Origin of the sequence: Streptomyces dangxiongensis, assembly GCF_003675325.1 — a bacterium.
Lineage (GTDB): Bacteria > Actinomycetota > Actinomycetes > Streptomycetales > Streptomycetaceae > Streptomyces > Streptomyces dangxiongensis.
In genome coordinates this window covers 7,179,865-7,205,221 of the sequence record NZ_CP033073.1, presented here as the reverse complement: position 1 = coordinate 7,205,221, position 25,357 = coordinate 7,179,865, and the positions used below count along the sequence as shown (strand labels likewise).

At 73.0% G+C, this 25,357-nt stretch carries 26 protein-coding genes and 1 pseudogene; 17 read left to right on the top strand and 10 right to left on the bottom strand.

From position 1 onward, the window contains the following. Positions 1 to 11: 11 nt before the first annotated feature. From D9753_RS32410 to D9753_RS32380, 7 genes are all read left to right on the top strand, one after another. Complete coding sequence (locus D9753_RS32410) at positions 12 to 980, top strand: pyridoxal-phosphate dependent enzyme (protein ID WP_121790227.1); 969 nt, start codon at positions 12 to 14, stop codon at positions 978 to 980. A gap of 189 nt (positions 981 to 1,169) precedes the next feature. Continuing rightward, the gene (locus tag D9753_RS32405; protein ID WP_121790226.1) at positions 1,170 to 1,430 is read left to right on the top strand and encodes a GlsB/YeaQ/YmgE family stress response membrane protein; all 261 of its coding nucleotides are present in this window, start codon (positions 1,170 to 1,172) and stop codon (positions 1,428 to 1,430) included. A 125-nt stretch (positions 1,431 to 1,555) separates the two neighbouring features. Next, complete coding sequence (locus tag D9753_RS32400; RefSeq protein ID WP_121790225.1) at positions 1,556 to 1,798, top strand: acyl carrier protein; 243 nt, start codon at positions 1,556 to 1,558, stop codon at positions 1,796 to 1,798. 111 nt (positions 1,799 to 1,909) lie between these two features. Then, positions 1,910 to 2,854: a Rieske 2Fe-2S domain-containing protein gene (locus D9753_RS32395; RefSeq protein ID WP_121790224.1), complete on the top strand. Its 945-nt coding sequence runs from the start codon at positions 1,910 to 1,912 to the stop codon at positions 2,852 to 2,854. A gap of 299 nt (positions 2,855 to 3,153) precedes the next feature. Next, positions 3,154 to 4,353 carry a hypothetical protein gene (locus tag D9753_RS32390; RefSeq protein WP_121790223.1) on the top strand — a complete coding sequence of 400 codons (1,200 nt, stop codon included), beginning with the start codon at positions 3,154 to 3,156 and terminating at the stop codon, positions 4,351 to 4,353. 11 nt (positions 4,354 to 4,364) lie between these two features. Next, positions 4,365 to 4,955 (top strand): hemerythrin domain-containing protein, encoded by a 591-nt coding sequence (locus D9753_RS32385; RefSeq protein WP_121790222.1) that lies wholly within the window; start codon positions 4,365 to 4,367, stop codon positions 4,953 to 4,955. 298 nt (positions 4,956 to 5,253) lie between these two features. Continuing rightward, positions 5,254 to 6,348, top strand: coding sequence for a carboxylate-amine ligase (locus tag D9753_RS32380; RefSeq protein WP_121790221.1), 1,095 nt, complete (start codon positions 5,254 to 5,256; stop codon positions 6,346 to 6,348). Positions 6,349 to 6,510: 162 nt separating this feature from the next. Here the strand turns inward: D9753_RS32380 and D9753_RS32375 are convergent, their stop codons facing one another. The 4 genes from D9753_RS32375 to D9753_RS32360 all read right to left on the bottom strand — a co-directional run bounded on the left by D9753_RS32375 (position 6,511) and on the right by D9753_RS32360 (position 9,989). After that, entirely contained in the window at positions 6,511 to 6,975 is a 465-nt protein-coding gene (locus tag D9753_RS32375; protein ID WP_121790220.1) for an SPW repeat protein, read from the bottom strand. A 108-nt stretch (positions 6,976 to 7,083) separates the two neighbouring features. Next, positions 7,084 to 7,782: a hemerythrin domain-containing protein gene (locus D9753_RS32370; RefSeq protein ID WP_121790219.1), complete on the bottom strand. Its 699-nt coding sequence runs from the start codon at positions 7,780 to 7,782 to the stop codon at positions 7,084 to 7,086. Next, positions 7,779 to 7,955, bottom strand: a complete 177-nt coding sequence (locus D9753_RS36790; RefSeq protein WP_163010852.1) for a hypothetical protein — start codon at positions 7,953 to 7,955, stop codon at positions 7,779 to 7,781. The genes D9753_RS32370 and D9753_RS36790 overlap by 4 nt, the downstream gene beginning before the upstream one ends. A gap of 999 nt (positions 7,956 to 8,954) precedes the next feature. Beyond that, on the bottom strand, positions 8,955 to 9,989 hold the full coding sequence (locus tag D9753_RS32360) for a GlxA family transcriptional regulator (RefSeq protein WP_121791410.1): 1,035 nt from the start codon (positions 9,987 to 9,989) through the stop codon (positions 8,955 to 8,957). 132 nt (positions 9,990 to 10,121) lie between these two features. Here D9753_RS32360 and D9753_RS32355 point away from each other — a divergent pair, with 132 nt between their 5' ends. The 6 genes from D9753_RS32355 (at position 10,122) to D9753_RS32330 (ending at position 15,660) form a co-directional block, all read left to right on the top strand. After that, on the top strand, positions 10,122 to 11,048 hold the full coding sequence (locus D9753_RS32355) for an NADP-dependent oxidoreductase (RefSeq protein ID WP_121790217.1): 927 nt from the start codon (positions 10,122 to 10,124) through the stop codon (positions 11,046 to 11,048). 201 nt (positions 11,049 to 11,249) lie between these two features. Next, positions 11,250 to 12,053 (top strand): alpha/beta fold hydrolase, encoded by an 804-nt coding sequence (locus D9753_RS32350; protein ID WP_121790216.1) that lies wholly within the window; start codon positions 11,250 to 11,252, stop codon positions 12,051 to 12,053. Continuing rightward, on the top strand, positions 12,053 to 13,342 hold the full coding sequence (locus D9753_RS32345) for a PP2C family protein-serine/threonine phosphatase (protein WP_121790215.1): 1,290 nt from the start codon (positions 12,053 to 12,055) through the stop codon (positions 13,340 to 13,342). Before D9753_RS32350 ends, D9753_RS32345 begins: the two co-directional genes overlap by 1 nt. Further along, positions 13,339 to 13,695 carry an STAS domain-containing protein gene (locus tag D9753_RS32340; RefSeq protein ID WP_121790214.1) on the top strand — a complete coding sequence of 119 codons (357 nt, stop codon included), beginning with the start codon at positions 13,339 to 13,341 and terminating at the stop codon, positions 13,693 to 13,695. The genes D9753_RS32345 and D9753_RS32340 overlap by 4 nt, the downstream gene beginning before the upstream one ends. Positions 13,696 to 13,819: 124 nt before the next feature. Further along, positions 13,820 to 14,710, top strand: coding sequence for an MEDS domain-containing protein (locus D9753_RS32335; RefSeq protein ID WP_121790213.1), 891 nt, complete (start codon positions 13,820 to 13,822; stop codon positions 14,708 to 14,710). Then, a complete protein-coding gene (locus D9753_RS32330; protein ID WP_121790212.1) occupies positions 14,707 to 15,660 on the top strand; it encodes a sensor histidine kinase in 954 nt (317 codons plus the stop codon). The genes D9753_RS32335 and D9753_RS32330 overlap by 4 nt, the downstream gene beginning before the upstream one ends. Before the next feature lie 316 nt (positions 15,661 to 15,976). Here the strand turns inward: D9753_RS32330 and D9753_RS32325 are convergent, their stop codons facing one another. Both D9753_RS32325 and D9753_RS32320 read right to left on the bottom strand, forming a co-directional pair. Next, positions 15,977 to 17,122 (bottom strand): RNA polymerase sigma factor, encoded by a 1,146-nt coding sequence (locus tag D9753_RS32325; protein WP_121790211.1) that lies wholly within the window; start codon positions 17,120 to 17,122, stop codon positions 15,977 to 15,979. A gap of 8 nt (positions 17,123 to 17,130) precedes the next feature. After that, a complete protein-coding gene (locus D9753_RS32320; RefSeq protein ID WP_121790210.1) occupies positions 17,131 to 17,538 on the bottom strand; it encodes a YciI family protein in 408 nt (135 codons plus the stop codon). A 291-nt stretch (positions 17,539 to 17,829) separates the two neighbouring features. Between D9753_RS32320 and D9753_RS32315 the strand changes: the two genes are divergently transcribed. Next, positions 17,830 to 18,675, top strand: coding sequence for an RNA polymerase sigma factor SigF (locus tag D9753_RS32315; protein WP_121790209.1), 846 nt, complete (start codon positions 17,830 to 17,832; stop codon positions 18,673 to 18,675). A gap of 159 nt (positions 18,676 to 18,834) precedes the next feature. On the opposite strand, the gene D9753_RS32310 is transcribed toward D9753_RS32315, so the two are convergent. Next, positions 18,835 to 19,176 (bottom strand): STAS domain-containing protein, encoded by a 342-nt coding sequence (locus tag D9753_RS32310; protein WP_121790208.1) that lies wholly within the window; start codon positions 19,174 to 19,176, stop codon positions 18,835 to 18,837. A 285-nt stretch (positions 19,177 to 19,461) separates the two neighbouring features. Here D9753_RS32310 and D9753_RS38395 point away from each other — a divergent pair. After that, positions 19,462 to 19,590 (top strand): annotated as a pseudogene (locus D9753_RS38395) (GNAT family N-acetyltransferase); the annotation flags it as partial. Between the two features lie 67 nt (positions 19,591 to 19,657). On the opposite strand, the gene D9753_RS32300 reads toward D9753_RS38395, so the two are convergent. Together D9753_RS32300 and D9753_RS32295 are read right to left on the bottom strand one after the other, a co-directional pair. Beyond that, positions 19,658 to 20,350, bottom strand: a complete 693-nt coding sequence (locus D9753_RS32300; protein ID WP_121790207.1) for a helix-turn-helix domain-containing protein — start codon at positions 20,348 to 20,350, stop codon at positions 19,658 to 19,660. Positions 20,351 to 20,495: 145 nt separating this feature from the next. Beyond that, entirely contained in the window at positions 20,496 to 21,374 is an 879-nt protein-coding gene (locus D9753_RS32295) for a universal stress protein (RefSeq protein ID WP_121790206.1), read from the bottom strand. A 320-nt stretch (positions 21,375 to 21,694) separates the two neighbouring features. Between D9753_RS32295 and D9753_RS32290 the strand changes: the two genes are divergently transcribed. Next, a complete protein-coding gene (locus D9753_RS32290) occupies positions 21,695 to 22,153 on the top strand; it encodes a Crp/Fnr family transcriptional regulator (RefSeq protein ID WP_121790205.1) in 459 nt (152 codons plus the stop codon). Between the two features lie 51 nt (positions 22,154 to 22,204). Here the strand turns inward: D9753_RS32290 and D9753_RS32285 are convergent, their stop codons facing one another. Further along, a complete protein-coding gene (locus tag D9753_RS32285) occupies positions 22,205 to 23,107 on the bottom strand; it encodes a universal stress protein (RefSeq protein WP_121791409.1) in 903 nt (300 codons plus the stop codon). Positions 23,108 to 23,377: 270 nt separating this feature from the next. Here D9753_RS32285 and D9753_RS32280 point away from each other — a divergent pair, with 270 nt between their 5' ends. Continuing rightward, positions 23,378 to 25,330, top strand: a complete 1,953-nt coding sequence (locus tag D9753_RS32280; RefSeq protein WP_121790204.1) for a PAS domain S-box protein — start codon at positions 23,378 to 23,380, stop codon at positions 25,328 to 25,330. The last annotated feature ends 27 nt before the right edge of the window (positions 25,331 to 25,357 follow it).

The following is a 25,357-nucleotide window of genomic DNA, read 5'->3' as shown; positions in this document are numbered from 1 at the left end:
AAGGACCCCGAATGGCCGCCGTACCGCCCGTTTCGTTCGACGACGTCCGCGAGGCCGCCGCACGCCTGAAGGGCGTCGTCCACCGCACCCCCGTCCTCACCTCCCGCACCCTCAACTCCCTCGTCGGCGCCGAGGTGTTCATCAAGGCCGAGAACTTCCAGCGGGCCGGTGCCTTCAAGTTCCGCGGCGCCTACAACGCCGCCGCCCAACTGCCGCCCCGGCGGCTGGCGAAGGGAATCGCGGCCTATTCGTCCGGCAACCACGCGCAGGCCATCGCCCTGGCCGCCCGCGAACTGGGCACCACCGCGGTCATCCTGATGCCCGAGGACGCGCCCCGCTCCAAGCGGGAGGCGACCGCCGGGTACGGGGCGGAGGTGGTCACGTACGACCGGTACGCGCAGGACCGCACCGCCCTCGGTCACGCCCTGGCCGCGGACCGGGGCCTGGCCCTGATCCCGCCGTACGACGACCCGCACGTCATCGCCGGCCAGGGCACCGCGGCTCTCGAACTGCTGGAGGAGACCGGCCCGCTGGACGCCCTCGTGGTGCCCGTGGGAGGCGGCGGCCTGATCGCGGGCAGCGCCACCACCGCCACCGCGCTGCACCCGGGCATCCGTGTCATCGGCGTCGAGCCGGAGGCCGGGGACGACACCAAACGCTCACTGGAGAGCGGCACGCGCGTCACCGTCCCGGTCCCCCGCACCATCGCCGACGGGCAGGCGCTGGCCACGCCCGGTGAGATCACCTTCCCCGTCAACCAGCGCCTGGTCGACGGCATTTCCCTGGTCGGCGACGCCGAGATCGTCACCGCGATGCGCTTCGCCTTCGAGCGCCTGAAGATCGTCCTCGAACCGAGCGGCGCCACGCCCCTGGCCGCTCTTCTGGCCGGCCGTGTCGACAACCCCCCGCGGCGCATCGGTCTGATCGCGTCCGGCGGCAACATCGACACCCGGCGCTTCACCGAACTCCTCGGCTGCTGAGGGCCCCTGTGCGGGGAGGCGGACCGACCCCGGCCGGTCACGCGGTTCCTGTGCCGTCAGCGCGGGGAGACGTCTTCGAGGCAGCGCAGACATCTTCCCGACAGATGTCTGCGCGATACGCAGGCGTAAGCCTTCTTTCCAGGGGCACGTGAGGACCAACGGACTTCGTGCACTGTGGAAGGAGAAGTCGTGTCGTTCTTGTGGGCCATCATCGCGGGACTGATCATCGGACTGCTGGCCAAGCTGGTCCTCCCGGGGCGTCAGCCCATCCCGCTCTGGCTGACGGTCATCATGGGTATTATCGGGGCGGTCGCCGGTAATGCGCTCGCCACCGCCTTCGGCGTCGGCGACACCGGCGGCATCGACTGGATCCGCCACATCTTCCAGATAGGTGTCGCAGCCCTGCTCATCGCTTTCGTCACCCCGCTCTGGGCCCGACGACACGCGTGAAACCCCGCGTGAGAAGTCCCCGTCAGCGACCCGCTGCCGGGGACTTGCTCATGTACGGGGCGTTTCGGCCCCCGGAATGGTGAAACCCAACTGTTGTCCCATTCCGAAATGGCGCAGGAGGACTCATGGCGACTGGTGAAACCGGATTCAGTGACGTCGTGTTCGACCTCATCTCCGTGCAGTACCACTCCCTGAAGGCCGGACACGACTACGGCCAGTACGTGCGCGACGCGGAGAACGCGGGCAAGACGGAGATCGCCGAGTTCTTCCGCGGCGTGATGGAGCAGGACTCGGAGCGCGCCGCCCGTTGTCACCGGTTCCTGGCCGAACTGTCCGGCACGGAGGACGCCGGTCCGGCGGTGAGCTGACGGCACGGCGCTGCCCGCGCCACGGGCGGGGGGGACGGCGGACGGAAGGCGGCTGCCGGACCGGCAGCCGCCTTCCGTTTGCCGTCCGGACAGCGGGGGACCCGGCCGCTCATGAGCACTTCGCCTCGCCGCCGCGGCCGTTCCCCGCGGCAGAACGCATTCCTTCGGCTGCTGGACCGGCTGGAACGGGACCCGCGGGCCGACCGTGTGATCGACGCCCTGCGGACGGGGACGCGGTCCCTGCCGCTCGGCGCGGCACGGGACGCACTCCACGGCAGGTGGCTGGGCCACCCCGTGCATCCGTTGATGGTGCAGGTGCCGATCGGGAGCTGGCTGTCCGCCGCGGTACTCGATCTGCGGCCCGTCCGCTCCCCCGCGTCGGCGCTGCTGATCGGCGTCGGGCTGGCCACGGCCGCTCCCGCCGCCCTGGCCGGTGCCGTGGACTGGGCTGAACTGCACCCCGAGCAGCAGCGCGTCGGTCTGGTGCACGCCCTGGCGAACACGGCGGCCGTGGGCCTGTACGGCGCCTCGCTCGTCCACCGCGTCCAGGGGCGCGAAGCGGCGGGCCGCGCGTACGGGTTCCTGGGGCTGACCGCGGTCGGACTCGGCGGAGCCCTGGGCGGGCACCTGGCCTATCGCCAGGCCTCCGGTGCCAACCACACCGAAGAGGTGCCGCACATCGTCACCGAGGGCTGGCACCGCGTCGGCCCCGTAGACGCGTTCCCCGCCGGACAGCCCGTGCGGTGCAGCGTGGACGACGTCCCCGTGCTGGTCGTACGGGAGGACGGGGGGACGCTGCACGCGCTGGCGGAGCGGTGCAGCCATCTCGCCGGGCCGCTGTCGCAGGGCACGGTCGCCGACGGCTGTGTCCGGTGCCCCTGGCACGGCAGCGTCTTCCGGCTCTCGGACGGACTGAACGTACGCGGTCCCGCCACCGCCCCCCAGCCCGCGTTCGACACGCGGACCGTCGACGGCCACGTCGAGGTGCGGCTGCGCCGGCCGGGCCGGGACCACGGATCGCCGGCGGACCGGCAGGGGGACGGGCTGGAGACCTGACCCGGAGCGGACACGGGCCGCCGGCCGCGGCGGGTGACCGGCCTGGTGCGCGTACGCGCACCAGGTGCACCGCCCTCGGGCCGGCGGCCGAACCCCCGCACAGCAATCGATCCAGTCATCTCACACCCCGCTCACGCTGTCACCTCAACTGGCCCGGCTGGGCGAACCACGTGTCTCCCGAGCCCCACCGGTGGCTGAAACGCACTGGTAACACCGAGACTCGATGACGGGCCTGTGGCCCTTGTCCCCGGCGGGGTACCCGCCGGCCCACAACCCGCCCTGCCCCTGGAGGCACCTCCATGACGTTCAACCCACTCGAGCAGCGGGGCATCCCGCTCGACCGCCAGCTTCGCAGTTGGCGTGAGCTGAACGTGCAGCCGATCGACCCCGACCGCTGTGACCCCTACACCCGATGCCGGATCATCACGATGAACGGGATCGAGGTGGAGGCCATTCTCTTCAGCCACCAGCTCGCCCGCCACACGCCCGACCCGGAGCTGAAGCGGCAGCTCGCCCGGACCCGGTACATCGAGGCGCAGCAGCAGAAAGTGGTCAACTGGCTGCTGCCGGGGGTCTCCTCGGTGCTGGAGACGACGATCGCCTACGAGCAGGTCGCGGTGGACCTGACGGCGTGGGTGGCACGGATGGAGCCCGATCCGTACCTCAAGCAGGCGTACCAGTTCGGTGTGCTGGAGGACTTCGACCACCTGTACCGGTACGCGAACCTGTACGAGATGATCGAGCACCGCAAGGCGGAGTCGATCGTCGACAACCTCACCGAGGTCATGCCGGGCCGTCCCACCCGGTACCACCACCGCGACCCGGTCGACAACGTCCGTGACCCGTACGACAAGAACACCACGAACCCGCTGTCGAAGCTGCACGCGCTGACGATCATGTCGGCGGAGCAGCAGACGATGAACTTCTACATGAACACCGGCCCCACCTACATGGAGCCGATCGCCCGGCAGCTCTACCAGGAGATCGGGCTGATCGAGGAAGAACACGTCACCCACTACGAGTCCCTCGTCGACCCCGGCGAGACCTGGTGGGAGCAGCTCGTCAACCACGAGTACAACGAGTGTTACCTGTACTACTCCTTCATGGAGCAGGAGAGCGACCCCAGGGTGAAGGCGATCTGGGAGCTGCACCTGAACATGGAGCTGGAGCACCTGCACATCGCCTGCGACCTGATGCGCCGCCACGACGGCCGCGAACCGCAGGAGGTCCTGGCGCCGGAGCTGCCCGACGTACTCACCTTCGAGCCGAACAAGCAGTACCTGCGCGAGCTGCTCGACACCCAGATCGACCTGACCACCCTCGGGGCGGGCTACGTCCGCGAGGCCCACGAGCGGTTCGAGAAGATGCAGGAGCGGATCCACGGCGGCGAGGAGCCGCCGAGCGACCGGGTCATGGCCGAGCACGACGCGATGTTCGGGCGCGAGTACCGCGTGCAGTCCGAGGGCGAGCACCCCGACCCCGCCCAGCGCGAGAAGTGAGGCGGCCGCACATGTCCGAGCTGCACACCCCGCAGGCCGGTGACGACCGCGCGCCCGACATCGATGTCGTCGCCCTGCTGATGCGCCAGCACGGTGACATCCGCAATCTGTTCGACGAGGTCGAGCAGAGCGAGGGCGAGGAGCGCCGTGAGGCCTTCCGTCGCCTCGTACGGCTGCTCGCCGTGCACGAGACCGCCGAGGAGGAGGTGGTCCACCCCTTCGTCCGGCGGGCGGTGTCGGGTGGCGAGCAGGTCGTCGAGGACCGCCTCGCGGAGGAGAAGGCCGCCAAGGAGACCCTCGCGGCGCTGGACGGCATGGACACCGACGACCCGGCGTTCATGCCGCGGCTGAGGGAGCTGCGCACGGACGTGCAGCAGCACGCGCGGGCGGAGGAACGCTACGAGTTCTCCCACATCCGCCGCAGCACCGACGTCACCAACCTCGCCACCATGGCCAAGGCCGTCAAGGCCGCCGAGGCCATGGCCCCCACGCGGCCCCACCCCGGCGTCCAGTCGGGCGCGGCCAACGTGGCCCTCGGCCCGGTGGCCGCGCTCATGGACCGCACCAAGGACGCCGTCCGCAAGGCGATGGGCAAGCACTGAGCCACCTCGCGCACCCGCGGCACCGCGCGCCCGCGCCTGCCGACCGCTGACGGTGATCCAGTGGCCGGCAGGCGCTCTCGCGGTGCCCGGGGTGTCCGGCTGTGCCGGGGCGTCCGGGACCGCCGTTCGCCCGGCACCGGGTGCGCGGGCGGGTTTGAGGGCGAAACCATGGTGGCACTTGGATCGTCGCCCCCCGGACAGGATCGGGGCGGCGCCGGGGACGGAACGGCAGCGTCCCGGCCCGAAGGGCGTGCCCGTTGCCTTGCAGGCAGCGCGCCGCGGGAACGGGAGGCCCAGGATGACGACCGTCGGTGTCGAAGAGGAGTACCTGCTCGTGGAACCGGCCAGTGGCCGGCTGGCGGCGCGCGCGGAGAAGGTACGCGCCGCGGCCGGCCTCGAGCCGTTCGTCGCGCCGCGGGAGATCCAGCCCGAGCTGTTGCAGGCCCAGATCGAGGTGGCCACTCCGGTGTGCGAGTCGCTGGACGAGGTCGGCGGCCACCTGCTGCGTCTGCGGCACGCCGTGGCCGGGGCGGCCGAGGCGCACGGCTGCCGCCTGGTGGCCAGCGGGACACCGCCGCTGCGCCAGGCACTGCCCGTCCCCGTCACCGACCAGGCCCGCTACCGCGCCATGCAGCAGCAGGCACCGCAGCTTGTGGCCGAGCAGATGGTCAACGGCATGCACGTGCACGTCGCCATCCCCAGCCGGCAGGTGGGCGTCCAGGTGCTCAACCGGATCCGGGGCTGGCTTTCCGTCCTGACCGCCATGGCGGCGAACAGCCCGCTGTGGGAGGGGCACGACACCGGATTCGCAAGCTGGCGCACCGTGGTCTTCGACCGCTGGCCGGTCAGTGGCGTCCCGCCCTGCTTCACCGACGAGACGGACTACGACCTGCGGGTGCAGCGGCTGCTGTCGACGGGGGTGATCGGTGACACCGGCCAACTGTACTGGCAGGCCCGCATGTCCGAGACCTATCCCACCGTCGAGGTCCGTTGTCTGGACGTGCAGTTGCGCACGGACGAGGCCGCCATGTTCGCCGGGCTGGTGCGGGCTCTGGTCGACACCGCGAGGGAGGAGGCCGCGGCGGGCCGGGAGGCGCCGGACAGCCCTCCCGAGCTGGTGGATGTGGCGATGTGGCAGGCGGCGCGGTACGGGCTGAGCGGTGATCTGATCCTGCCCGGGGGCGAGCGCTGCCGGGCGGGCGATGCCGTGTACCGGCTGCTGGCGCACATCGGACCGGCTCTGGACGCGGCCGGTGACACCCGCGAGGTGACCTCGCTGGTCCACCGGCTGCTCCAGCAGGGAACCGGTGCGGACCGTCAGCGGCAGGCGCTGGCCGACGGCGGTCTCGACGGCGTCATCGACATGCTCGTCGAGACGAGCGGCATGCCCTGACGGAACGGCGCGTGCCCCGACGGTGCGTGCTTGCTGTATGCGTGCTTCCTACGTGCGTGGCCCATACGTGCGTTGCCCACACGTATGGGGCGCGTCCGCCGGGTGGTTCGCCCGGTTGACGCGCCCCGTGCCGTCAGCCGTGACCGGTCGGCCGGTCAGCGGTCAGCCGCGACCCGATGCGTAGGGCGCGGACATGTCGCGCCGGCCATGGGACGACTCCGCCGCCCGGGCGGCGGCGCTCGCGGCCAGCGCCAGCAGCAGGGCCAGCGCTCCGGCGATGATGTTGTTCACGATGGTCCTGGTGGTGCTGACGTCGCCGGCCACCACCCACGGCGCGACGATGGCCCACAGACCCAGGGCGCAGGCGGCCCAGGCCATGCTGTGGGTCCGCTCGTAGGCGCGGCCGAAGCCGCCGCTCATCAGCAGCGCGTAGGCGATACCGGTGACCAGATTGGTGACGGCCAGCGTCGACAGGTTGTTGAACCCGGTGATCCAGGGCGACGCGGCCAGGTACAGACCGGTGAGCAGTGCCAGTGTCTCGATGGCCTGGCCCTTGGGGGTGCTGGTCGCGCGCTCGGCCATCTCGTGGCGTTGACGCATGTCGATGATGTCCGGGTGCGTCTCCATCGACGGCTTGGGAGAAGTTGCCATGATCCTCACCTTCACAACGGGGGTCTGTCTGGTCTGTCGGGAGTTCCCAGGTCGCGGCCGTGACGGCGCGGGCCCGGCGGTCGGTCACGTGGAACCGCGTGCCCGCCTCGGCCGGCCCCGGACGGCGCGCACCACCAGGGCGACGACGACCGCGGCCACCGCCGTGCCGGTGAGCGTCAAGGCTGTCCGGACCGTGGGGCTGATGCCGGAGACGGCGTCGCGGACGCGGTCGAAGACGCTGAGGGGGACGCCTCGCACCACGTTGGCGGGCGGGCGGCGGGGCACGCCGGGGTGAGGGTGCGTCGGGGCGGTCGCCCGTACGGCTTCCCAGGCCGCGCCGATCCGTCGCAGCCGGCGGTCGTCGAAGGCCTCGCGCAGGCGCGGCAGGAGTTCGTCCTCCTCGTCCCGGATGTCCTGGCGGATGAGAGCGAACGCCTCCTCGATCCAGGCCGTGCGCCGGGGGTCGTCGACCGATTTCTCGACCTGTGCGATCAGATCGTTGATCGCCTGGTGTTCCTCCTCGACCCGGCCGGTGAGGCTCTCCCCGTCGGGGGCGACGCGGCGCAGCACCGGCCACAGAACGGTTTCCTCGGCGAAAGCGTGGCTGAACACGAGTTGCACGATGTCCTGCCACAGCCGCTCCAGGTCACGGCTCTGGCCCTCTGCGGCGGTGTAGCGCCGCATCATCGCGTCGAGCCGGGCGTGATCGCGGCGCTGGCGCATGAGGATGCTGCCGTCGCCTCCCAGCGCCGGGGCATCCTGCCGCGCGATCGAGACGGTCATGTCCCGGCCTGCGTGGACGTGTCCCCGGCGTCCGTGGCGCCGCCGTCCTCCTCGTCGCGGGACGTGCCGGACGCGGACTCGGGCTGCCGGCCCTCTTCCTCGGGGTGCACGTCCTTCTCTCCGGTGACCTCTTCCAGCGGGCTGGAGGCCTCGTTCTCCAGGGGACTGCTCATATCGACTCCTCGCAGAACGTTGTACTGGCGCTCGGGTCCCCACATTTCGGTCAATTCACCCCTGGCCTTCTCTAATTCGATGAGCGCTCTTCACCACCTGTTCCGACGCGCCCGAGCCGTCGCCCCTCTCCTTGCCGCTTCACCCGCGCGCCGACGCCCGGCGCGGGGCACGAGGCCGGGCGTGCGCGGGCCCGGGGGCCGGGTGTTTGCGAGTCCTCGCCGACCGGCAGCTTCACGAGGCCGCCCTCCGCATGCGGGACGCGGACCGCCTGCCTCGGCCTGGCCGCCGCAGCCGCTGCCGCTGCCGCCGCCGGGACCGAAGAAGCCGCCCCGGGGACAGAGGGTGTGCAGTACGTCCCGGCACAGCGCGCGGGTGTTGCCGGCGAACGCGAAGGGTGCCACCGCCAGGTCACCGCGCTGGAGGCCGGATGCCTCGGTGCGGTGGGCGGCCGGTCAGCGGTGCCGGCCGCCGGTCGGCACGGGCACGGCAGCCGGCTCCGGCCGGCCGCCGGCGGTCCGCGCCCTGGACCAGTACCCCGGTGGGCGCCGTCCGTGCCGGAACGGCCCCGCCGGTGCCCGCCCCTCGGAGGGAACTCAGAGCTTCCGGCGGCCGGCGCCGGCGCATGGACCCGACCACGCCGAGACCGTCATGTCCATGAAACGCTCTGCGCCTGTCACGGCCCGGCGTCCCTGTCCGGCGTGCCGTGCGGCGAACACAGGCGGCGGCACGGCGGCGGCACGGCGCCTGCCCTGTGATGGCCCGCGGCCATCGAGCTGACCGGAGGCGTTCTCGTGCGCCTGGGCCCGTTCACCCGCGGCGCGGCCGTCGCCCGCTCCGGCTCCATGGCCTACGCCTGCTTCAGCGTCCACCAGCCCCACGCCCTGTTCCCCATCGACAACGGAGGCGAGCCGGCCGTCCTGTTCTGCTGGCCGTTCCTCCTGATCCCCTGCCTGGGACCCGGTGCCTGCGGCGTCGACGCCCTCCCGAGGAATGCGCGGTCAGCCGCGGGTGCCGACGAGATCGTCGGGGCTGAAGGTCCGACGGTACGCGGCGGGTGACACCCCGAAGGACGTCCTCATGTGCGCGCGCAGGGAGTTCGCGGAGCCGAAGCCGGCCCGGTGCGCGACCAGGTCGATCGACAGGTCGGTGGTCTCCAGCAACTGCTTGGCCAGTTCCAGGCGTTGTGCGGTGAGCCACTGCACGGGGGTCATGCCGACCTCGTCGCGGAAGCGCCGGGAGAAGGAGCGCAGGCTCATCCGGGCGTGCCCGGCGAGCTGGGCCAGGGACAGCGGCTCGCCGAGGTGCTCCAGGGCCCAGGCACGGGTGGCGGTGGTGCTGGCGACGGTGGGCGCGGGGACCGGGCGGTCGATGTACTGGGCCTGCCCGCCGTCCCGCCAGGGCGGCACGACGCACATGCGGGCGGCCCGGTTGGCGGCGGCGGCGCCGTGGTCGCGGCGGATCATGTGCAGGCACAGGTCGACCCCGGCGGCCACGCCGGCGGAGGTCAGCACGTCGCCGTCGTCGACGAAGAGGACGTCCTCGTCGACCTTGACCTTCGGATAGGCCCGGCGGAACTCCGGGGCGAGGTTCCAGTGGGTCGTGGCCGGGCGGCCGTCGAGCAGCCCGGCCGCGGCCAGCACGTAGGAGCCGGTGCAGATGGACACCAGCCGGGTGCCGGGCCGGATGCCGGCGATGGCCGCGGTGACCTCGGGGGGCAGCGGGCCGCCGCGGCCCAGCTCGGGCATGGCGTGCGTGGGCGGGACGATCACCGTGTCGGCGGCGGCCAGGGCCTCGGGGCCGGCCGCGGGCTGCACGGTGAACCCGGCGTCGCTGAGCACGGGGGCGCCGTCGGCGGTGCAGACGGTGACGGCGTAGAGCGGGCGGCCCTCGGCGTCCTGGACGCTGCCGAAGACACGGGAGGGGATGCCCAGCTCGAAGGGCGGGACCCCGGGCAGGGCGAGCACCGCGATCCGGTGCCGCCGGGGCACCGCCTCCGCCGGTTCCGACCCGCCCTCCGCCACCACGCACCACATGTCACTCATGGCCAGATCCTGGCACACTATGGCCTAACGGCCAAAGCCACGGCGGGCCGCGGTGCCGGATCGTGGACCGCGTCGCGCCGGGGAGGTCCCGGCGCCGAGCGAGACGGGAACGAGGCGGACATCATGCGTGCGGTGGTCGTGGAGCGGTGGGGTGGACCGGAGAACCTGGTCGAGCGTGAGGTCGAGCGCCCGGAGCCGGGACTGAACGAGGTCCTGGTGCGCGTCCACGCGGCCGGGGTGAACCCGGTGGACTGGAAGACCCGGGCCGGCGGTGCCCTGATCGAGTGGGGTGCCGTGCCGGCGGTCGGCTGGGACGTCTCCGGCACGGTCGAGACCGTCGGCCCCGGTGTGGGCGTGCTGCGTCCCGGTGACGAGGTCTTCGGCATGCCGCTGTTCCCGCGCCAGGCGGGCGCCTACGCCGAGTACGTGGTGGCGCCGGCCCGGCACCTCGCCCCCAAGCCGGCGAGCCTGACGCACGTGGAGGCGGCGGCGCTGCCGCTCGCCGCGCTGACCGCCTGGCAGGCGCTGGTGGACACGGCGGACGTGCGTCCCGGCGAGCGGGTGCTGGTGCACGCGGCGGCCGGCGGGGTCGGCCATCTCGCGGTGCAGATCGCCAAGGCCCGCGGCGCGTACGTCATCGGCACCGCCAGCGCCGGCAAGCACGGCCTGGTGCGTGAGCTGGGCGCGGACGAGGTGGTCGACTACCGGGCCGTACGGTTCGAGGACGTGGTGTCCGACATCGACGTGGTGCTGGACGGACTCGGCGGGGAGACCGCCGAGCGTTCCCTGCGGGTGCTGCGGGCCGGCGGCCGGCTGATCACCCTGCCCGGCCCGGACGACGTCCCCGCCGCCGTGGAGGACGGGGTGCGGGCGGTGTGGATGCTGGTCGAGCCGGACCACCTCGGCCTGCGCGAGATCGCCGCCCTGGTGGAGCGCGGCGCGCTGCGGCCGGTGGTCGACACGGTCGTACCGCTGGCACAGGCCGCGAAGGCGCACGAGATCGGCGAACGGGGCCGCACCACCGGCAAGATCGTCCTGACGGTCGCCTGACCCGGAGCCGCAGGGGGGCGGCCGGCCCCCGAGCCCCCGGCCGCCCCCGAGCCCCTGTCTTACACGCCGGCGGCGTCCCCCACGCCCCTGCCGTAGAGGCATATGTGCAGGTGATCGGGTGCAGGTGTGAAGGTGTCGGGTGGGCACGTGGCGATCGGGGGCTCTGCGGCATCGGCCGTCGCGGCCTGAGACACTGATGGTATGGATATCGGTCGCAGGAACAACGTCACCATCACCGGCAACCCGCAGGGCCCGACGGTGGTGCTGGCCCACGGGTTCGGCTGTGACCAGAACATGTGGCGGCTCACGGTGCCCGCCCTGGCCGACGATTACCGGGTGGTGCTGTTCGACTACGTCGGCGCGGGCCGCTCGGACGCGTCCGCGTTCTCGGAGGACCGCTACGCCTCACTGGACGGGTACGCCCGGGACGTGGTGGAGGTGTGCGAGGAGCTCGACCTGCGCGACGCGACGTTCGTGGGGCACTCGGTCAGCGCGATGATCGGGGTCCTGGCCGCCGCGGCGGCTCCCGAGCGCATCGGGGCGCTGGTCATGGTCGCGCCGTCCCCGCGGTACATCGACGACGAGGGGTACCGCGGCGGCTTCAGCGCCGATGACATCGACGAGCTGCTGGGGTCGCTGGAGTCGAACTACCTCGGCTGGTCGGCGGTGATGGCACCGGTGATCATGGGGAACGCGGACCGGCCGGAACTGGGTGAGGAGCTGAAGAACAGCTTCTGCGCCACCGACCCGGACATGGCGCGCGTCTTCGCCCGGACCACCTTCCTGTCGGACTCGCGGAGCGACCTGAAGAGCGTGCGGGTGCCGACGCTGGTGCTGGAGTGCACCCAGGACGCCATCGCGCCTCGCGAGGTCGGCGCCTTCGTCCACCAGGCGATTCCCGGTTCGACGCTGGTCACGCTCGACGCGACCGGGCACTGCCCGCACCTGTCCGCGCCCGAGGCCACCAACAAAGCGCTCACCGAGTTCCTGGCGGGCCTGCGGTGATGTGCCGCACCGGGCAGCAGCCCGACCCCTACGAAACCGGTGACGACAAGGCGCCGGACGCCGCCTTCGCCGCCCTGCTGGAGGACAGCGCCGAGGAACTGTACGAGAGCGCGCCCTGCGGGTACCTGTCCACACTGATGGACGGCACCATCGCGAAGATCAACACCACGCTGCTGGACTGGCTGCGCCTGGAGCGGGAGGCGGTGGTGGGCCGGATGCGGTTCAGCGATCTGCTGACCGTGGGCGGCAAGCTTTACCACGAGACGCACTTCGCGCCACTGCTGCGGATGCAGGGCGAGATCAGCGGCATCGCCCTGGAGATCAAGCAGGCCGACGGCGGTCGCATCCCGGTGCTGGTCTCCTCCCTGGTCAAACAGGGCAGCACGGGTGAGCCGCTGTTGATCCGCACCACCGTCTTCGACGCCCGGGACCGCCGCGCCTACGAGGAGGAACTCCTGCGCGGCCGGAAGGTCGCCGAAGCGGCGCGCAAGCAGGCGGAGGCCGACAGGGCCCGGCTCCAGGACGCACTCGCCGTGCTCCAGCAGTCGCTGCTGCCCGACGCGCTGCCTCCCGTGCCCGGGATGGAAGCGGCCGCCTACTACCACACCGCGTCCCCCGACCGGCTCGGCGGCGACTTCTACGACGTCTTCCCCATCGGCGGCGAGCGCTACGCCTTCTTCCTCGGCGACGTGTGCGGCAAAGGCCCCCAGGCCGCCTCGGTGACCTCGCTGACCCGCTACACCCTGCGCGCCACAGCCCTGCACGACTCCGACCCCGTCGCCGCCCTGTCGACGCTGAACAAGGTACTGCACGAGCGTTACTCCGACAGCGGCGACCCGCGTTACTGCACCGCCGTCTTCGGCACGCTCGAACCCGATCCCGCCACCGGGCGGGTCACCGTCCAGTTGGCCTCGGGCGGTCATCCGCCGGTCGTCGTCCTGCGTTCCGACGGCGCAACCGACTTCCTGCCCACCCCGGGCGGTCTCCTCGTCGGCGTCCTCCCCGCCGCGCGCTTCGTCACCGCCTCCACCACCCTGGCCCCCGGCGACACCCTCCTGCTCTACACCGACGGCCTCACCGAAGCCCGTACCGGCGAGGACCGGACCGGCCTCTACGGGGACGAGGCGCTGCTCGCCTTCGCCGCCGGCCACGCGGGAAAGTCCCCGCAGGCCGTCATCGAAGCCCTGGCCGGACTGCTGGACAGCTTCGGCGACGGCCTCGACGACGACACCGCTCTGCTCGCGCTCGGCGTCCCCGCGCCCGGCCCCTGGACCGATGACGCACGATGAGCCCGCTCAAGATCACCGTCCGAGGCGCCGCGACCGGCCCAGTCGTGGAGATCAGCGGCGACCTGGACTACAGCAGCGCCACCGAGCTGCGTGAAACGCTCCCCACGCTCGCCCTGCGACCCGGCGGGCGCCTCGTCCTGGACCTGGCCCGCATGACGTTCTGCGACTCCAGCGGCATCACCGCCCTGATCGCCGCCCGCAACCACGCCCTCGACGCCGGCGCGGACATGGCGCTCGCCGCCGTCCCCGCCCACACCCTGCGCATCCTGCACATCGTCGGCCTCGACCAGATCTTCCCCCTCCTCCCCAGCAGCGACAGCGACAGCGGCAGCGAGAACGCGGCCCTGTCCTGAGCCCCCCCCGGCCGGTACGCGGGTCCCGGGCGTCCGCACGCCGGCTCCGGCATCCGGGGACAGGCGGTAGCCTGGGGAACCTGTGTGGCGGATCCGATCGCGCCATGAAGGGCAGGGTGGTCCGATGTACGCCACATCCGAGAGCGCGAGCGGTGGGACCGCGGCGGACCGGCATGCCGCCGTGGAGTACTCGACGGACGCGGAATGGGCCGGCCACCTCGTCAGCTTCGTCCGGGCCGGGCTCGACCGGGACGAACAGGTGCGGTACTTCGCGGACGCCACCACGCCTGGCCGCGTGACGCGCACGCTCGTCGACGGCGGCATCGACGCCCCCGCCGCCGTACGGCGGGGACAGCTCGTGGTGACCACCGCCGCGGAGACCTATCTGGCCGGGGACCGTTTCGACCCCGATGCGATGATCGGTCTGTGGTGGCAGTCCGTGCGGGACGCCGCGGCGCAGGGATACCGAGGACTGCGGGCGATCGGCGAGATGTCCTGGGGCACCCGGGAGATCGCCGGTGCCGAGCGTCTGCTGGAGTACGAGCTGCGCATCCACCACGAGGTCTTCGAGCGGCTGCCCCTGCGGGCCTGCTGCTTCTACGACCGGCGTCGGGTGCCCGCGGACGCCCTGGAGGTGCTGGCGGCGGCCCACCTGGCGCGGTCGGGCTCCGCCGCGTGCCCGGGCGAGCCGGGACTGTCGGTCGCGCCGCTGGCCGGCCCGCCGGGCTTCCGGCTGTCCGGATCGGCCGGCTGGGAGAACCGGCGCGTCACCGCCGCCGCGGCGGCGGCGCTCTCCGCGTCCCCGGCCGAAGACGTCACCCTGGACCTGTCGGCCCTCGACCACCTCGACGTCGGGGCGCTGACGGACATCGCCCGGGCGGCGCTGCGACGCCCCTCGGACACGCCCGTGCGGCTCCTCGGGGGCCCGCCCGCGCTCCACCGTCTGCTGGAACTCTTCCCGGAGCTGGGCGCCGGCACAGAGCTGGGCGCCGGCACAGAGACGACGGGCCGATGACCACGTACACGACACCGTCCTCCGAGCTGGACCGGTACGCGGCCTTCCACCATCCGGCCCTCTTCTACACCACGGAGGACGACTACCTGAAGGACGTCGGGGACTTCGTCCGCGCGGAGGCGGCCCGGGGCCGTCCCCGGCTGGTCGCCGTGCCCGACAAGCGCCTGAGTCTGCTCCGGGACGCCCTCGGCGCGGAGGCCGAGGACACCACCTGGGTCGACATGCGGCAGGCCGGACGCAACCCCGGGCGCATCCTGTCGATGCTCCAGGAGTTCGCCGACCGGCACGCGGACCGGCACCCGTCCATCGTGGGCGAGCCGATCTGGCCGGGCCGTACCCCCGCGGAGGCACGTGAGGCCACCCGCCACGAGGCGCTGATCAACCTGGCGTTCGCCGGACGTCCCGCGACCATACTGTGCCCCTACGACACCGCTCTGCCCGAGGAGGTACTGGCCCAGGCGCACCGGACGCACCCGGTCATCGGCAGCCCCGGCCACTACCGGCACAGTCCGGCGCACGTGGACCCGTGCGAGGTGGGGCGCGACTGCGACACCCCGCTGCCCGAACCGGCGGACGCGGTCGTCCTGCCCTTCGGTGAGCGGGATCTCGGGCGGGTACGCGACGCCGCCAGGGACTGGGCCGAGGCGGCGGGCCTGTCACCGCGGCGGCGCACCGACTGGCTGCTCGCCGTCAACGAGGCCACGGGCAACTCGGTGCGCCACGGCGGAGGACACGGCACCCTGCGGCTGTGGCGCTGGGACGACACCCTGATAGCCGAGACGCGGGACCGCGGCCGGCTCACGGATCCCCTCGTCGGCCGGCGCCGCCCCGACCCGCTCTCCCCCACCGGCGGCCGGGGCGTGTGGATGATGCACCAGCTCTGCGACCTGGTGGAGATCCGGACCCTGCCGACCGGCCTGACCGTGCGCCTGCACGTGACGGCGGACTGACCGGCGAAGCCCGCGCGACGCTCCGGCGGACCGATCGACTCGTGGGAGCGCCCCTCGGCCGTGCGCCCCAGCACCTCCCGTTCGCCACGTCGGGGCGTGACTCGGCGACCAGGGCGAGCAGCTCGTCCGCGGTGCCGCCTGGCCGACCGCGGCGACGGCGCCCGGCAGTAAGCTCCGCCTCGGGGAACATCTACGCGCGCGAGAGCAGCCAGTGGGATGTCCTGTACTACAGGGGGCTCCTGACGGGGCAGGCCGAAGGGTGCGGCGGGTCCTCGTGGACCGGCAGCGCCGGCGCGCACCGGCCGGCCGGGACGCGTCAGTGGGGCCGGCGGGCGTTGAGCCGGGCGGCCTGACGGGTCAGGTGGGCGCGCTCGGCGAGGTTGGGTGCCCTGCCGGCCGCCTCGGCGTACAGGCGGGCCGCCGTCGTCAGGTCGCCGTCGCGCTCGTGGAGGTACGCCGCCACCGCGGTGTGGCGGGGCAGCGAGTCGTCCAGCGCCGCGAGTGCCGCCAGGCCGGCGCGCGGTCCGTCGGCCTCACCGACGGCCACCGCGCGATTGAGCCGGACGACCGGACTGTCGGTCAGGCGCGTCAGCTCGTCGTACCACTCCACGATCTGCACCCAGTCGGTCTCCCCGGCGGTGGGCGCGTCGGCGTGGAGTGCCGCGATGGCGGCCTGGGCCTGGAACTCGCCCAGCCGGTCCCGCGCCAGGGCCGCCTGGAGGATACCGACGCCCTCGGCGATCGAAGCGGTGTCCCACCGGCCGCGGTCCTGCTCGGCGAGCGGCACCAGGCTGCCGTCGGGCGTGGTCCGGGTGGCGCGGCGGGCGTGGTGGAGCAGCATGAGGGCGAGCAGTCCCGCCACCTCGGGGTGGTCGATCGCGGCCGCGAGCTGCCGGGTGAGCCGGATGGCCTCGGCGGAGAGGTCGACGTCACCGGAGTAGCCCTCGTTGAAGACCAGGTAGAGGACGCGCAGCACGGTGGCGACGTCACCGGGCCGGTCGAACCGCACGCCCGAGACGGTGCGCTTGGCCCGGCTGATCCGCTGTCCCATGGTCGCCTCGGGCACCAGGTAGGCGTCGGCGATCTGGCGGGTGGTCAGCCCGCCGACGGCGCGGAGCGTGAGCGCGACCGCGGACGCCGGCGTCAGCGACGGGTGGGCGCACAGGAAGTAGAGCTGGAGGGTGTCGTCCGTCGCGGGCGTGGGCCCGGCCTCCGCTTCCGCGTCGACGCGGTCCTCACGCCGGCGGCGGGCGGCGTCCGCCCGGGTCGCGTCGAGGAACCGGCGCCAGGCGACGGTGACCAGCCAGCCCTTCGCGTCCCGCGGCGGGTCGGCCGGCCAGACGCGCACCGCCTCGACCAGCGCGTCCTGCACGGCGTCCTCGGCCGCCGCGAAGTCGGCTCCGCGGCGGACGAGGATCCCGAGCACGCTCGGTGTGAGACTCCTGAGCAGGGCCTCGTTCATCGCAGGGGTCACTCCGTGATGGTGGGCGGCGCCGCCATGAACGGGCGCAGCTCGATCCACTCGTGGATCGGCTTCCCGTCCGCCCCGGGGGCGGCCGACAGCTCCCCGGCCAGCTCGACGGCGCGCTCGTGGCTGTCGACGTCGATCATCATCCAGCCGGCGATCAGGTCCTTGGTCTCGGCGAACGGCCCGTCGGTGACCGGCGGGCGCCCCTCGCCGTCGTACCGGACGAACGTCCCCTCCGGGGCGAGCGCCTGGGCGTCGACGAACTCGCCGGTCCCCTCCAGCCGGGCCGCGAAGTCCTGCATGTAGCGGATGTGCGCCGTGACCTCCTCGGGCGTCCACCGGTGCATGGGGACGTTGTTGGCCGGAGCCGGAGCGCCGCGGTAGTGCTTCAGCAGCAGGTACTTGGCCATCGTGTCTCTCCTCGGTGCCGACGCGACCCATTGTGGCCGCGTTCACCTCGGGGACGGAGCCGGTCACGGGTTCTCGACATCGCCGTGCGAAGTTTTTTCGGGACCGGCCCGGGGGGCCGTCGGGCGGTCCGCCGCCGGGGGCGTGATCACACCCGGCACCACCTCGGGTCCCGGTACCCGAATATTGGTGCGGATGGCATGCATGGGTGCAGGATGAGGGGGTAAGCGCTGCGCCGACGGCCGTTCCAGGCGGGCGGCAGCCATGGATCCGAGTGTGGGAGGGGAAACAGTATGGCGCTCATGAGCGTGACGGCGACGGACATACGGACAGCCGGGGTGCCGGAGGTCGCCGACCCCTCCAAGGTGGCCCCGAGGGACGCCCGCGAGCTGTCGCGGCTGTTCTTCGAGCAGCTAGCGGTGCTGGAGGAGGGCACTGCGGCGTACAGCTACGCCCGTAACACGCTGATCGAGATGAACATGTCCCTGGTCCGCTTCGCGGCCGGCCGGTTCCGCAGCCGGGGGCCGGAGGAGATGGAGGACATCGTCCAGGTCGGCATGATCGGGCTGATCAAGGCGATCGACCGGTTCGAGCTGTCGCGGGAGGCGGAGTTCACCTCGTTCGCCATCCCTTACATCGTGGGGGAGATCAAGCGGTTCTTCCGGGACACCACCTGGGCCGTGCACGTGCCGCGGCGCCTTCAGGAGGCCCGGGTCCAGTTGGCCCGCGCCACGGAGGAACTCCGCAGCCGGCTGGGGCGTACCCCGACGGTCAGGGAGCTGTCGGAGCTGCTGAGCCTGCCCGAGGACGAGGTGCGGGAGGCCCGCCTGGCCGCCAACGGCTACAACTCCTCCTCGCTCGACGCCGCGCTCGGCACCAGCGAGGACGGCGAGACCGCCCTCCAGGACTTCATCGGCACCGAGGACGCGGCCCTGGAGCTGGTGGAGGACTTCCACGCGCTGGCCCCGCTGATCGCCGGACTGAACGAGCGCGACCGGCGAATCATCCACATGCGGTTCGTGGAGGAACTCACCCAGGCCCAGATCGGTGAGCGCCTGGGCGTGTCCCAGATGCACGTCTCCCGGCTGCTGTCCCGCACCCTGGCCCGCCTGCGTGAGGGCATGCTCACCAACGACTGACGGCCCCGTCCGCTCCGTCGTACGAAGCCCGCCGCCCCTGCGGCGGGCTTCGCCGTGTCTGCCGACCCGGGACGCCGGCGGGGCCGCCGGACATCGGTGAGGCCGTCGGCCGGGCGGGAGGACAGCTGACGCGTCGCCGGGCCGCCGCTCTCCGCGAGGTCAGCGACCCGAGCCGGCGAGGTTGTCGGCCGCCTCGGTGATGTCGAAGAGCGAATACGCCCCGGTCAGGCGGAGCAGGCCGGACGGCTGCTGGTGTACGCCGGTCAGCACCAGGCGGCCTCCGCTGTCCTCGAGGCGGCGCCGCAGGGTCAGGAGCAGATTGAGTCCCATGGAGTCCATGAACGATATGCCGGACAGATCGAGGCGCAGCGAGGTGTTGCCGGCGGGCAGGGCCGCGATGGCTTCCGCCACCTTCGGGCAGGTGCTCATGTCCAGCTCGCCGGCCGCGGCGATGACGGTTTCGTCGGCATCATGGGCGACTGTCACGGTGAAGTCGGGCATGGTTCGTCCCCAGTTCCGGGATCGAGCCTCTCACGGCTGCCGCCGGAGGGCGGGCCGTCGAGCGCGCGGCGTCGGGCCACGCACAGCCGAGCAAGACCACCCGTACCGTTCTGCGGTCACCGGGGTGGATGACCTGGAGACAGCGCGGGGTCTCTCACCAGACCAGGCTGGCTCCTCGCAGCGTCGCACACACCCTCCTGCTGTGGCCAGCCCGCGCGGGGCCCAGCGCCCGGCAGCGACAAGGATCACCCCTGAGCGCCGAACCGGCGCGTCAGTCTGACGATCATGGCGGATCGCGCGACACGGCCGGCTTCGGCTGCGGACGTCGAGGCCGTGGCGGAGTTGCGGGCCGTGGTGCTGCGGGCCGGTCCGGAGCGGCTCGGGCGGTACGACGGGCAGCGGATCCGGCAGCGGCCGGCTGGGCCCGGGCCGCGCCCCGCGGCGTGCCGCCTTCCGGTCCCCCGCCGGGGGCCGGACGGGCTCACCGGACGTCGATACGGCGGCCGGTCAGAGCGGTGATCCCGATGCGGACCCACACGTCACGCTCCCCGCCGGCCCAGGGCGTGCTGTAGGCGCGTTCGGCGAGACGTCGTACGGCGTCGGGATCGGTCACCGTCTCCGCGGGGCCCCGCACCACGACGCTCCAGCCCTGGCTGAGTGCGTCGTCCAAGCGGTCGACCTCGAAGGCCACCTCGCGGCCGAGTCCCTGGAGGGAGACCGTCCCCGGTCGGGTCCGGAAGACGACGGCGTCGTCGACGACGCTGTAGTTGACGGGCACGATGAGCGGGGCCGCCTCGGTGGACACCGCTATCCTCCCCACGCCGTGCGCCGCCAGCAGCCGGCGGCACTCCTGCTCGCCCAGTTCGCTCAGGCGGGGCGCCCGGGCGGCGTGGCCGATGCCCGGGGGCAGGTCGACGTGGCCGCCGCCGAGTTCCGCGGCGCTGGTCCGCAGCGCCCCGGCCAGCCTGAGGAGGGTGCCGGCTTCCGGTGCCGCCGTGCTGTGCTGCTCCAGGTGCGCCAAGTAGCTCGGGGCCATGGCCGCCCGGAAGGCCAGCTCCTCCTGGGTGAGGCCCAGCTCTGTCCGCCGCCGCTCGATGCGGCGTCCGAGGTCGCCCTGCGGGGGCCGGTCCGCCGCCGTCGACGGGGTCTGTTCCGGTGCTCTCTGTTCGGCCATCGTCCTTCACTCCCCGGTCTGCGGATCCACTGTCCGATGTCCCTCGGCCCATGTCCGACGTCGCCCCGTCTGTCCACCATGACCGATCCCGGTGCACCCGGCTCTGTCACCCCGCTCCCCACCCCAGTCGTAGGCCCCGGGCGGATCACGCCCGCTGCGGTACGACGGCCACCGGGCACAGGGCGTGGTGCAGCAGCGTGTGCGCCACCCGGCCGAGCTTGAGCCCGCGGCGGCCCTCCCGCCGGCGGGCACCGATGACGACGAGGTCGGCGGCGGCCGAACACTCCAAGAGCACTTTCCGGGCCGGGCCCTCCAGCACGGTGCGGTGCACACGGACGCCCGGCCGGCCGGCGGTCGCGTCCCGCAGCAGGGCGTCGAGCAGTGCGGAGGCCTGCTCCCCGTGCCGGTGCGCGGGGCCCCCGGCGAGCAGGCGCGAGCCGGTGCTCCCGTGCGCGGGGCAGCGCCAGGCCCGTACGACGTCCAGGACACAACCGCGGGTCTCGGCCTCCTGGCGGGCGAAGCGCGCGGCCTCGCCGCCGGCGTCCGGTTCCCCCGCGCCGAGCAGGACGCGCTCATGGGTGCCGGTCAGGGCGGCCCGGTCGCCGCGGACGACGATGACGGGACAGTGGGCGCGGGCGGCCACGGTGAGACCGACCGAGCCGAGGAGCATCCCTTTGATCCCGCCCCGTCCGCGTGCCCCGGTCACCAGGGCGAAGGCGTCGTCGCCCGCACGCAGCAGGGCGTCCACCGGTTCCTCGGGGAGGATGTCGGTGACGGTCTTGACGTCCGGGTCGCGCCGCCGGGCCCGCTCCGCCGCGGAGGCGACGAGGTTCTCGGCCATCATCTGCTCCGAGGGGCGGCCGGGATCGTCCGACGGCACGGCGCCCTCGTAGCGCTCCCAGAGGGAGGCGTACACCAGTCGCAGCGGCAGGCCGCGGCGGGCGGCCTCGGCCACCGCCCAGTCGACCGCCGTCAGGCTGGACGCCGATCCGTCCACGCCCACGACGAGGGGCAGTTCCGTCATCGGGCTCACCGCCTTCCGCCGGGCCGGCCACTCCGGCGTTCCGGACCTGCCATCCCACCGTGCCACGCGCCGCGGGCCACCGCGAAGGGGCCGGCCGGCCCGCCCCGCGAGGACCTTCGGCCCGGACCGAGTGGGGCGTTCTTGGCCGGCACGCCGCCACGGGGCCGCACCGGGACGGCCCCGTCGCCGGGCCGGTCGGCCCTCCGCGGGGGCCGGGCGGCCCGTGGCGTCCGGCGCCGGCCGCGCGGAAGCTGGAGAGCAGCAGCCTCGTCGCGTTCCGCCGGCCGGCAGCGGCGGCAGGAACGAAAGGAGCCGGAGTCATGACCTCCACCACCACTGTGTCCGCGGCCCTCCCGGTGGGCCACCGTGAGCGGCTGATGAACCTCGCCCGCGAGGTGTCCTTCCCCCTGGGCACGCGCCTGTTCGAGGAAGGGCGGCGGGCCGACCGCTTCTGGATCGTCCGCACCGGAACCGTCGCCCTGGACCTGCACGTACCCGGCCGCCGCGCCGCCGTGATCGAGACCCTCGGTCACGGTGAACTCGTCGGCTGGTCCTGGCACTTCACTCCGCACACCTGGCAGCTTGGAGCGGAGACCACCAGCCCGGTACGCGCCTGGGAGTTCGACGCGCAGACCGTGCGGGATCTGTGCGCGAGTGACGCCGAGTTCGGCCGCGCGGTCGCCGTGTGGGTCGGCCGCGTGGTGGCCCACCGCCTCCAGGCCGCCCGTATCCGTCTCCTCGACCTCTACGCCCCGTACGGCAGCGGCAGCCGCTCCTGACCGGTCACCGCGTGCGTCCGGACATCCGGTCGTGTGCGTCCGGACGTACGGTCAGTCGTACGGGACGACGGCGACCGGTGCCGTGGCGTGGTGCAGGACGGCGTGGGTGACCGGGCCGACGTGCGGGCCGAGCCGGCCGGAGCGCGCGCGGCGGCCCACGACCACCAGGGACGCCTCCCGCGAGGCGTCGACCAGACGCACCGACGCGCTTGCGGCCCCGCAGTCCTCGACGACCTCCACGGCGGGGTACTTCTCCCGCCAGGGCCGCAGCGTCTCGGACGGCGCGGCCGTCTCCTGCTGTGCGAGCTCCCGGTCGAACGCGGGGTCGACGGCGAGCCCGTAGACGTAGTACGGCGGTGTCGTCCAGGCGTGCACGGCCCGCACGGCCGTCTCGCGCCGGGCGGCCTCCTCGAAGGCGAACGCGAACACCGTGTCGTCCGACGCGGCGATGTCCACGCCCAGTGCGACGGGCCGGTAGGGCGTCGCGGCGGACGGTACGCCGGCGGGGTCCTGCTCGTGTTCGTCGGCGGCCTGTCCCCCGGCCCGTACGAGCACCACGGGGCGCCGGGCGTGTGCGACGACCGCCAGGCCCACGGAGCCCACCAGGAAGCCCCCGACGCCGCTCAGGCCCCGCAAGCCGAGCACCAGCAGTTCTGCCTCGTCGGCCATGGCCGTCAGTACGTCGCCGGGGCTGCCGACGCGCTGCTCGGCGACGACCTCCACCGCGGGATGGCGCAGCCGCAGGCCCTCGGCCGTCTCCGCCGGGATGCGTTCGGTCCAGTGCTGGTGCGTCTCCGCGCCCAGCAGCGGAGCCTCCGCCATGGGGGCCACCGGCTCCGGCACGTGCACCAGCCGCAGCGGCAGCCCGCGCAGCCGCGCTTCACGGGCCGCCCATTCGGCGGCGGTCCGGCTCTCCTGCGAACCGTCGAGGCCCACGGTGACGGTGCGGGACATGGTGTCCACCTCCTGGTGCAGGGATCCCCTCCAGCCTCACGGCCCGCGGGGACGCGGGGCAGGGCCCGCAGGTCCCTGTGCGGGACCGACCGGCCCTGCTCCCCGCCCCTCACGTGACCCAATGTGATCGACAGAGGACGGAGAACGAACATCTCCGTCATCGCTCGAAGCATTCGGCGCACCGTCCGGACAGGACGCGACAAGTCACGGCCGTCGCGTCCCGCATGCGCTGGGATGGCCGCAGCATCACGAACGAACTGGCGGATAGGTATGAACGCTTTCGTGTACGGGCCGGCGCGCTCCGCGGCACTTCCGGTCCCGGGGCAGTGCAAGTGCGGCGCCGACGTGCGGCAGGGTGGTCCGTCGGCGGCCGAGGAACGGTTCCGCGGGCTGCTGGAGGCGGCGCCGGACGCCATGATCATCGTCGACGACACCGGCACCATCAGGCTGATCAACGCGCAGACCGAGGCACTGTTCGGCTACCGGCGCGAGGAACTGCTCGGCCGGCCGGTGGAGTTGCTGGTGCCGCACCGCTTCCGGGGCCACCACACCCGCCACCGCGACGGTTACGCCGCCAACCGCCAGGTGCGTCCCATGGGGGCCGGGCTGGAACTGCACGGACTGCGCAAGAACGGCAGCGAGTTCCCCGTGGAGATCAGCCTCAGCCCGATGGAGACGGCGGACGGTCTGCTGGTGTCGGCCGCCGTGCGCGACGTCAGCGACCGCAGGGCGGCCGAGGCCCGCATCAACGAACTCGCCGCGCTCGTCGAGTCCTCGCAGGACGCGATCCTCGCCAAGACCCTGGACGGGTACATCACCTACTGGAACGCCGCCGCGGCACGGCTGTACGGCTACAGCGCCCAGGAGGCGATCGGCCGGCACGTCTCGCTGCTCGCCCCGGCCGAGATGCAGGACGACATCCGGGCCCTGCTGCGACGGCTGCGCGAGGGCGAGAAGGTCGAGCACTTCGAGACCCTGCGGGTCACCAGGAGCGGGGCCCTGCTGGACGTGGACGTCACGCTGTGGCCGACCCGGGACAGCCGCGGGAAGGTCGTCGGCGCCTGTGCCATCGTGCGGGACATCAGCGACCGCAAGCGCGCGGAGGCCGAACTCACGGCCCTGCTGGAGCAACAGCGGCACATCGCGCTCACGTTGCAGCGCAGTCTCATGGGGACCCCACCCGCCATCCCCGGCCTGGCCACCGCCAGCCGCTACCGGCCGGCGACCCAGGGCGCCGGCGTCGGCGGTGACTGGTTCGATCTCATACCACTGGGCGCGGGGCGGGTCGGGGTCCTCATCGGCGACGTGATGGGCCGGGGGCTGGAGGCGGCCGCCGTGATGGGCCAGCTACGCTCGGCCGCGCACGCGCTCGCCAAGACGGGCATGCAGCCCCGTCAGCTGATGCAGGCCCTCGACACGGTCGTCACGGACCTGGACGTGCCGGACCAGTTGGTCACCTGCTGCTATCTGATCATCGCCCCGGACGCCGGTACCGTGACGGTCTGCTCCGCCGGACATCTGCCGACCCTCGTCGTGGGGCCCTGGGACGGCGTCCGCGCGCTTCCCGCCCCGGTCAACGCCCCGCTCGGCGTGGGCGACGTCCTCTACGAGCAGTCCTGCGCCGACATGACGCCCGGCGCCACGCTCGTGCTGTACACCGACGGCCTGATCGAGACGCCGGACAGTGACATCGAGGCGCGGCTCGCCGAACTCACCACCGTCCTCGACGCCTTCTTCCTCCGGGCGGACGGGCTGGAGGCAGCCGCCGACCACGTGCTCGCCACGCTCCTGCCCGACGCCGAGGGCCACAACGACGACGTGACGCTCCTGCTGGCGCAGCTCCCGGCCGCCCCGCTGGCCGCCGTGACCACCGAGCTGCCCGCCACCGCGTCCTCCGTCCCCGAGGGCCGTGCCTTCCTCCGACGGACGCTGGCCTCGTGGGAGTGCGCGTCGTCGGCCGACGACGCCCTCCTGCTGCTCTCCGAGACCCTCACCAACGCCGTGCAGCACGCCGAGGGCCCGCTGGGCCTCCGTCTGTGCCGCACCGCCACCGACCTCACCGTGGAGGTCAGCGACCACAGCCCGCATCTGCCCCAGCCCCGCCTGGCGGCCGAGGACGAGCAGTCCGGCCGGGGCCTGCTGCTGGTCCGCACGCTCGCCCAGAGCTGGGGGGTGCGGCCGACCGACGAGGGGAAGACGACCTGGTTCACGCTGAAGGTCTGACACGGGCCCGGCCGTACGCCGGACACC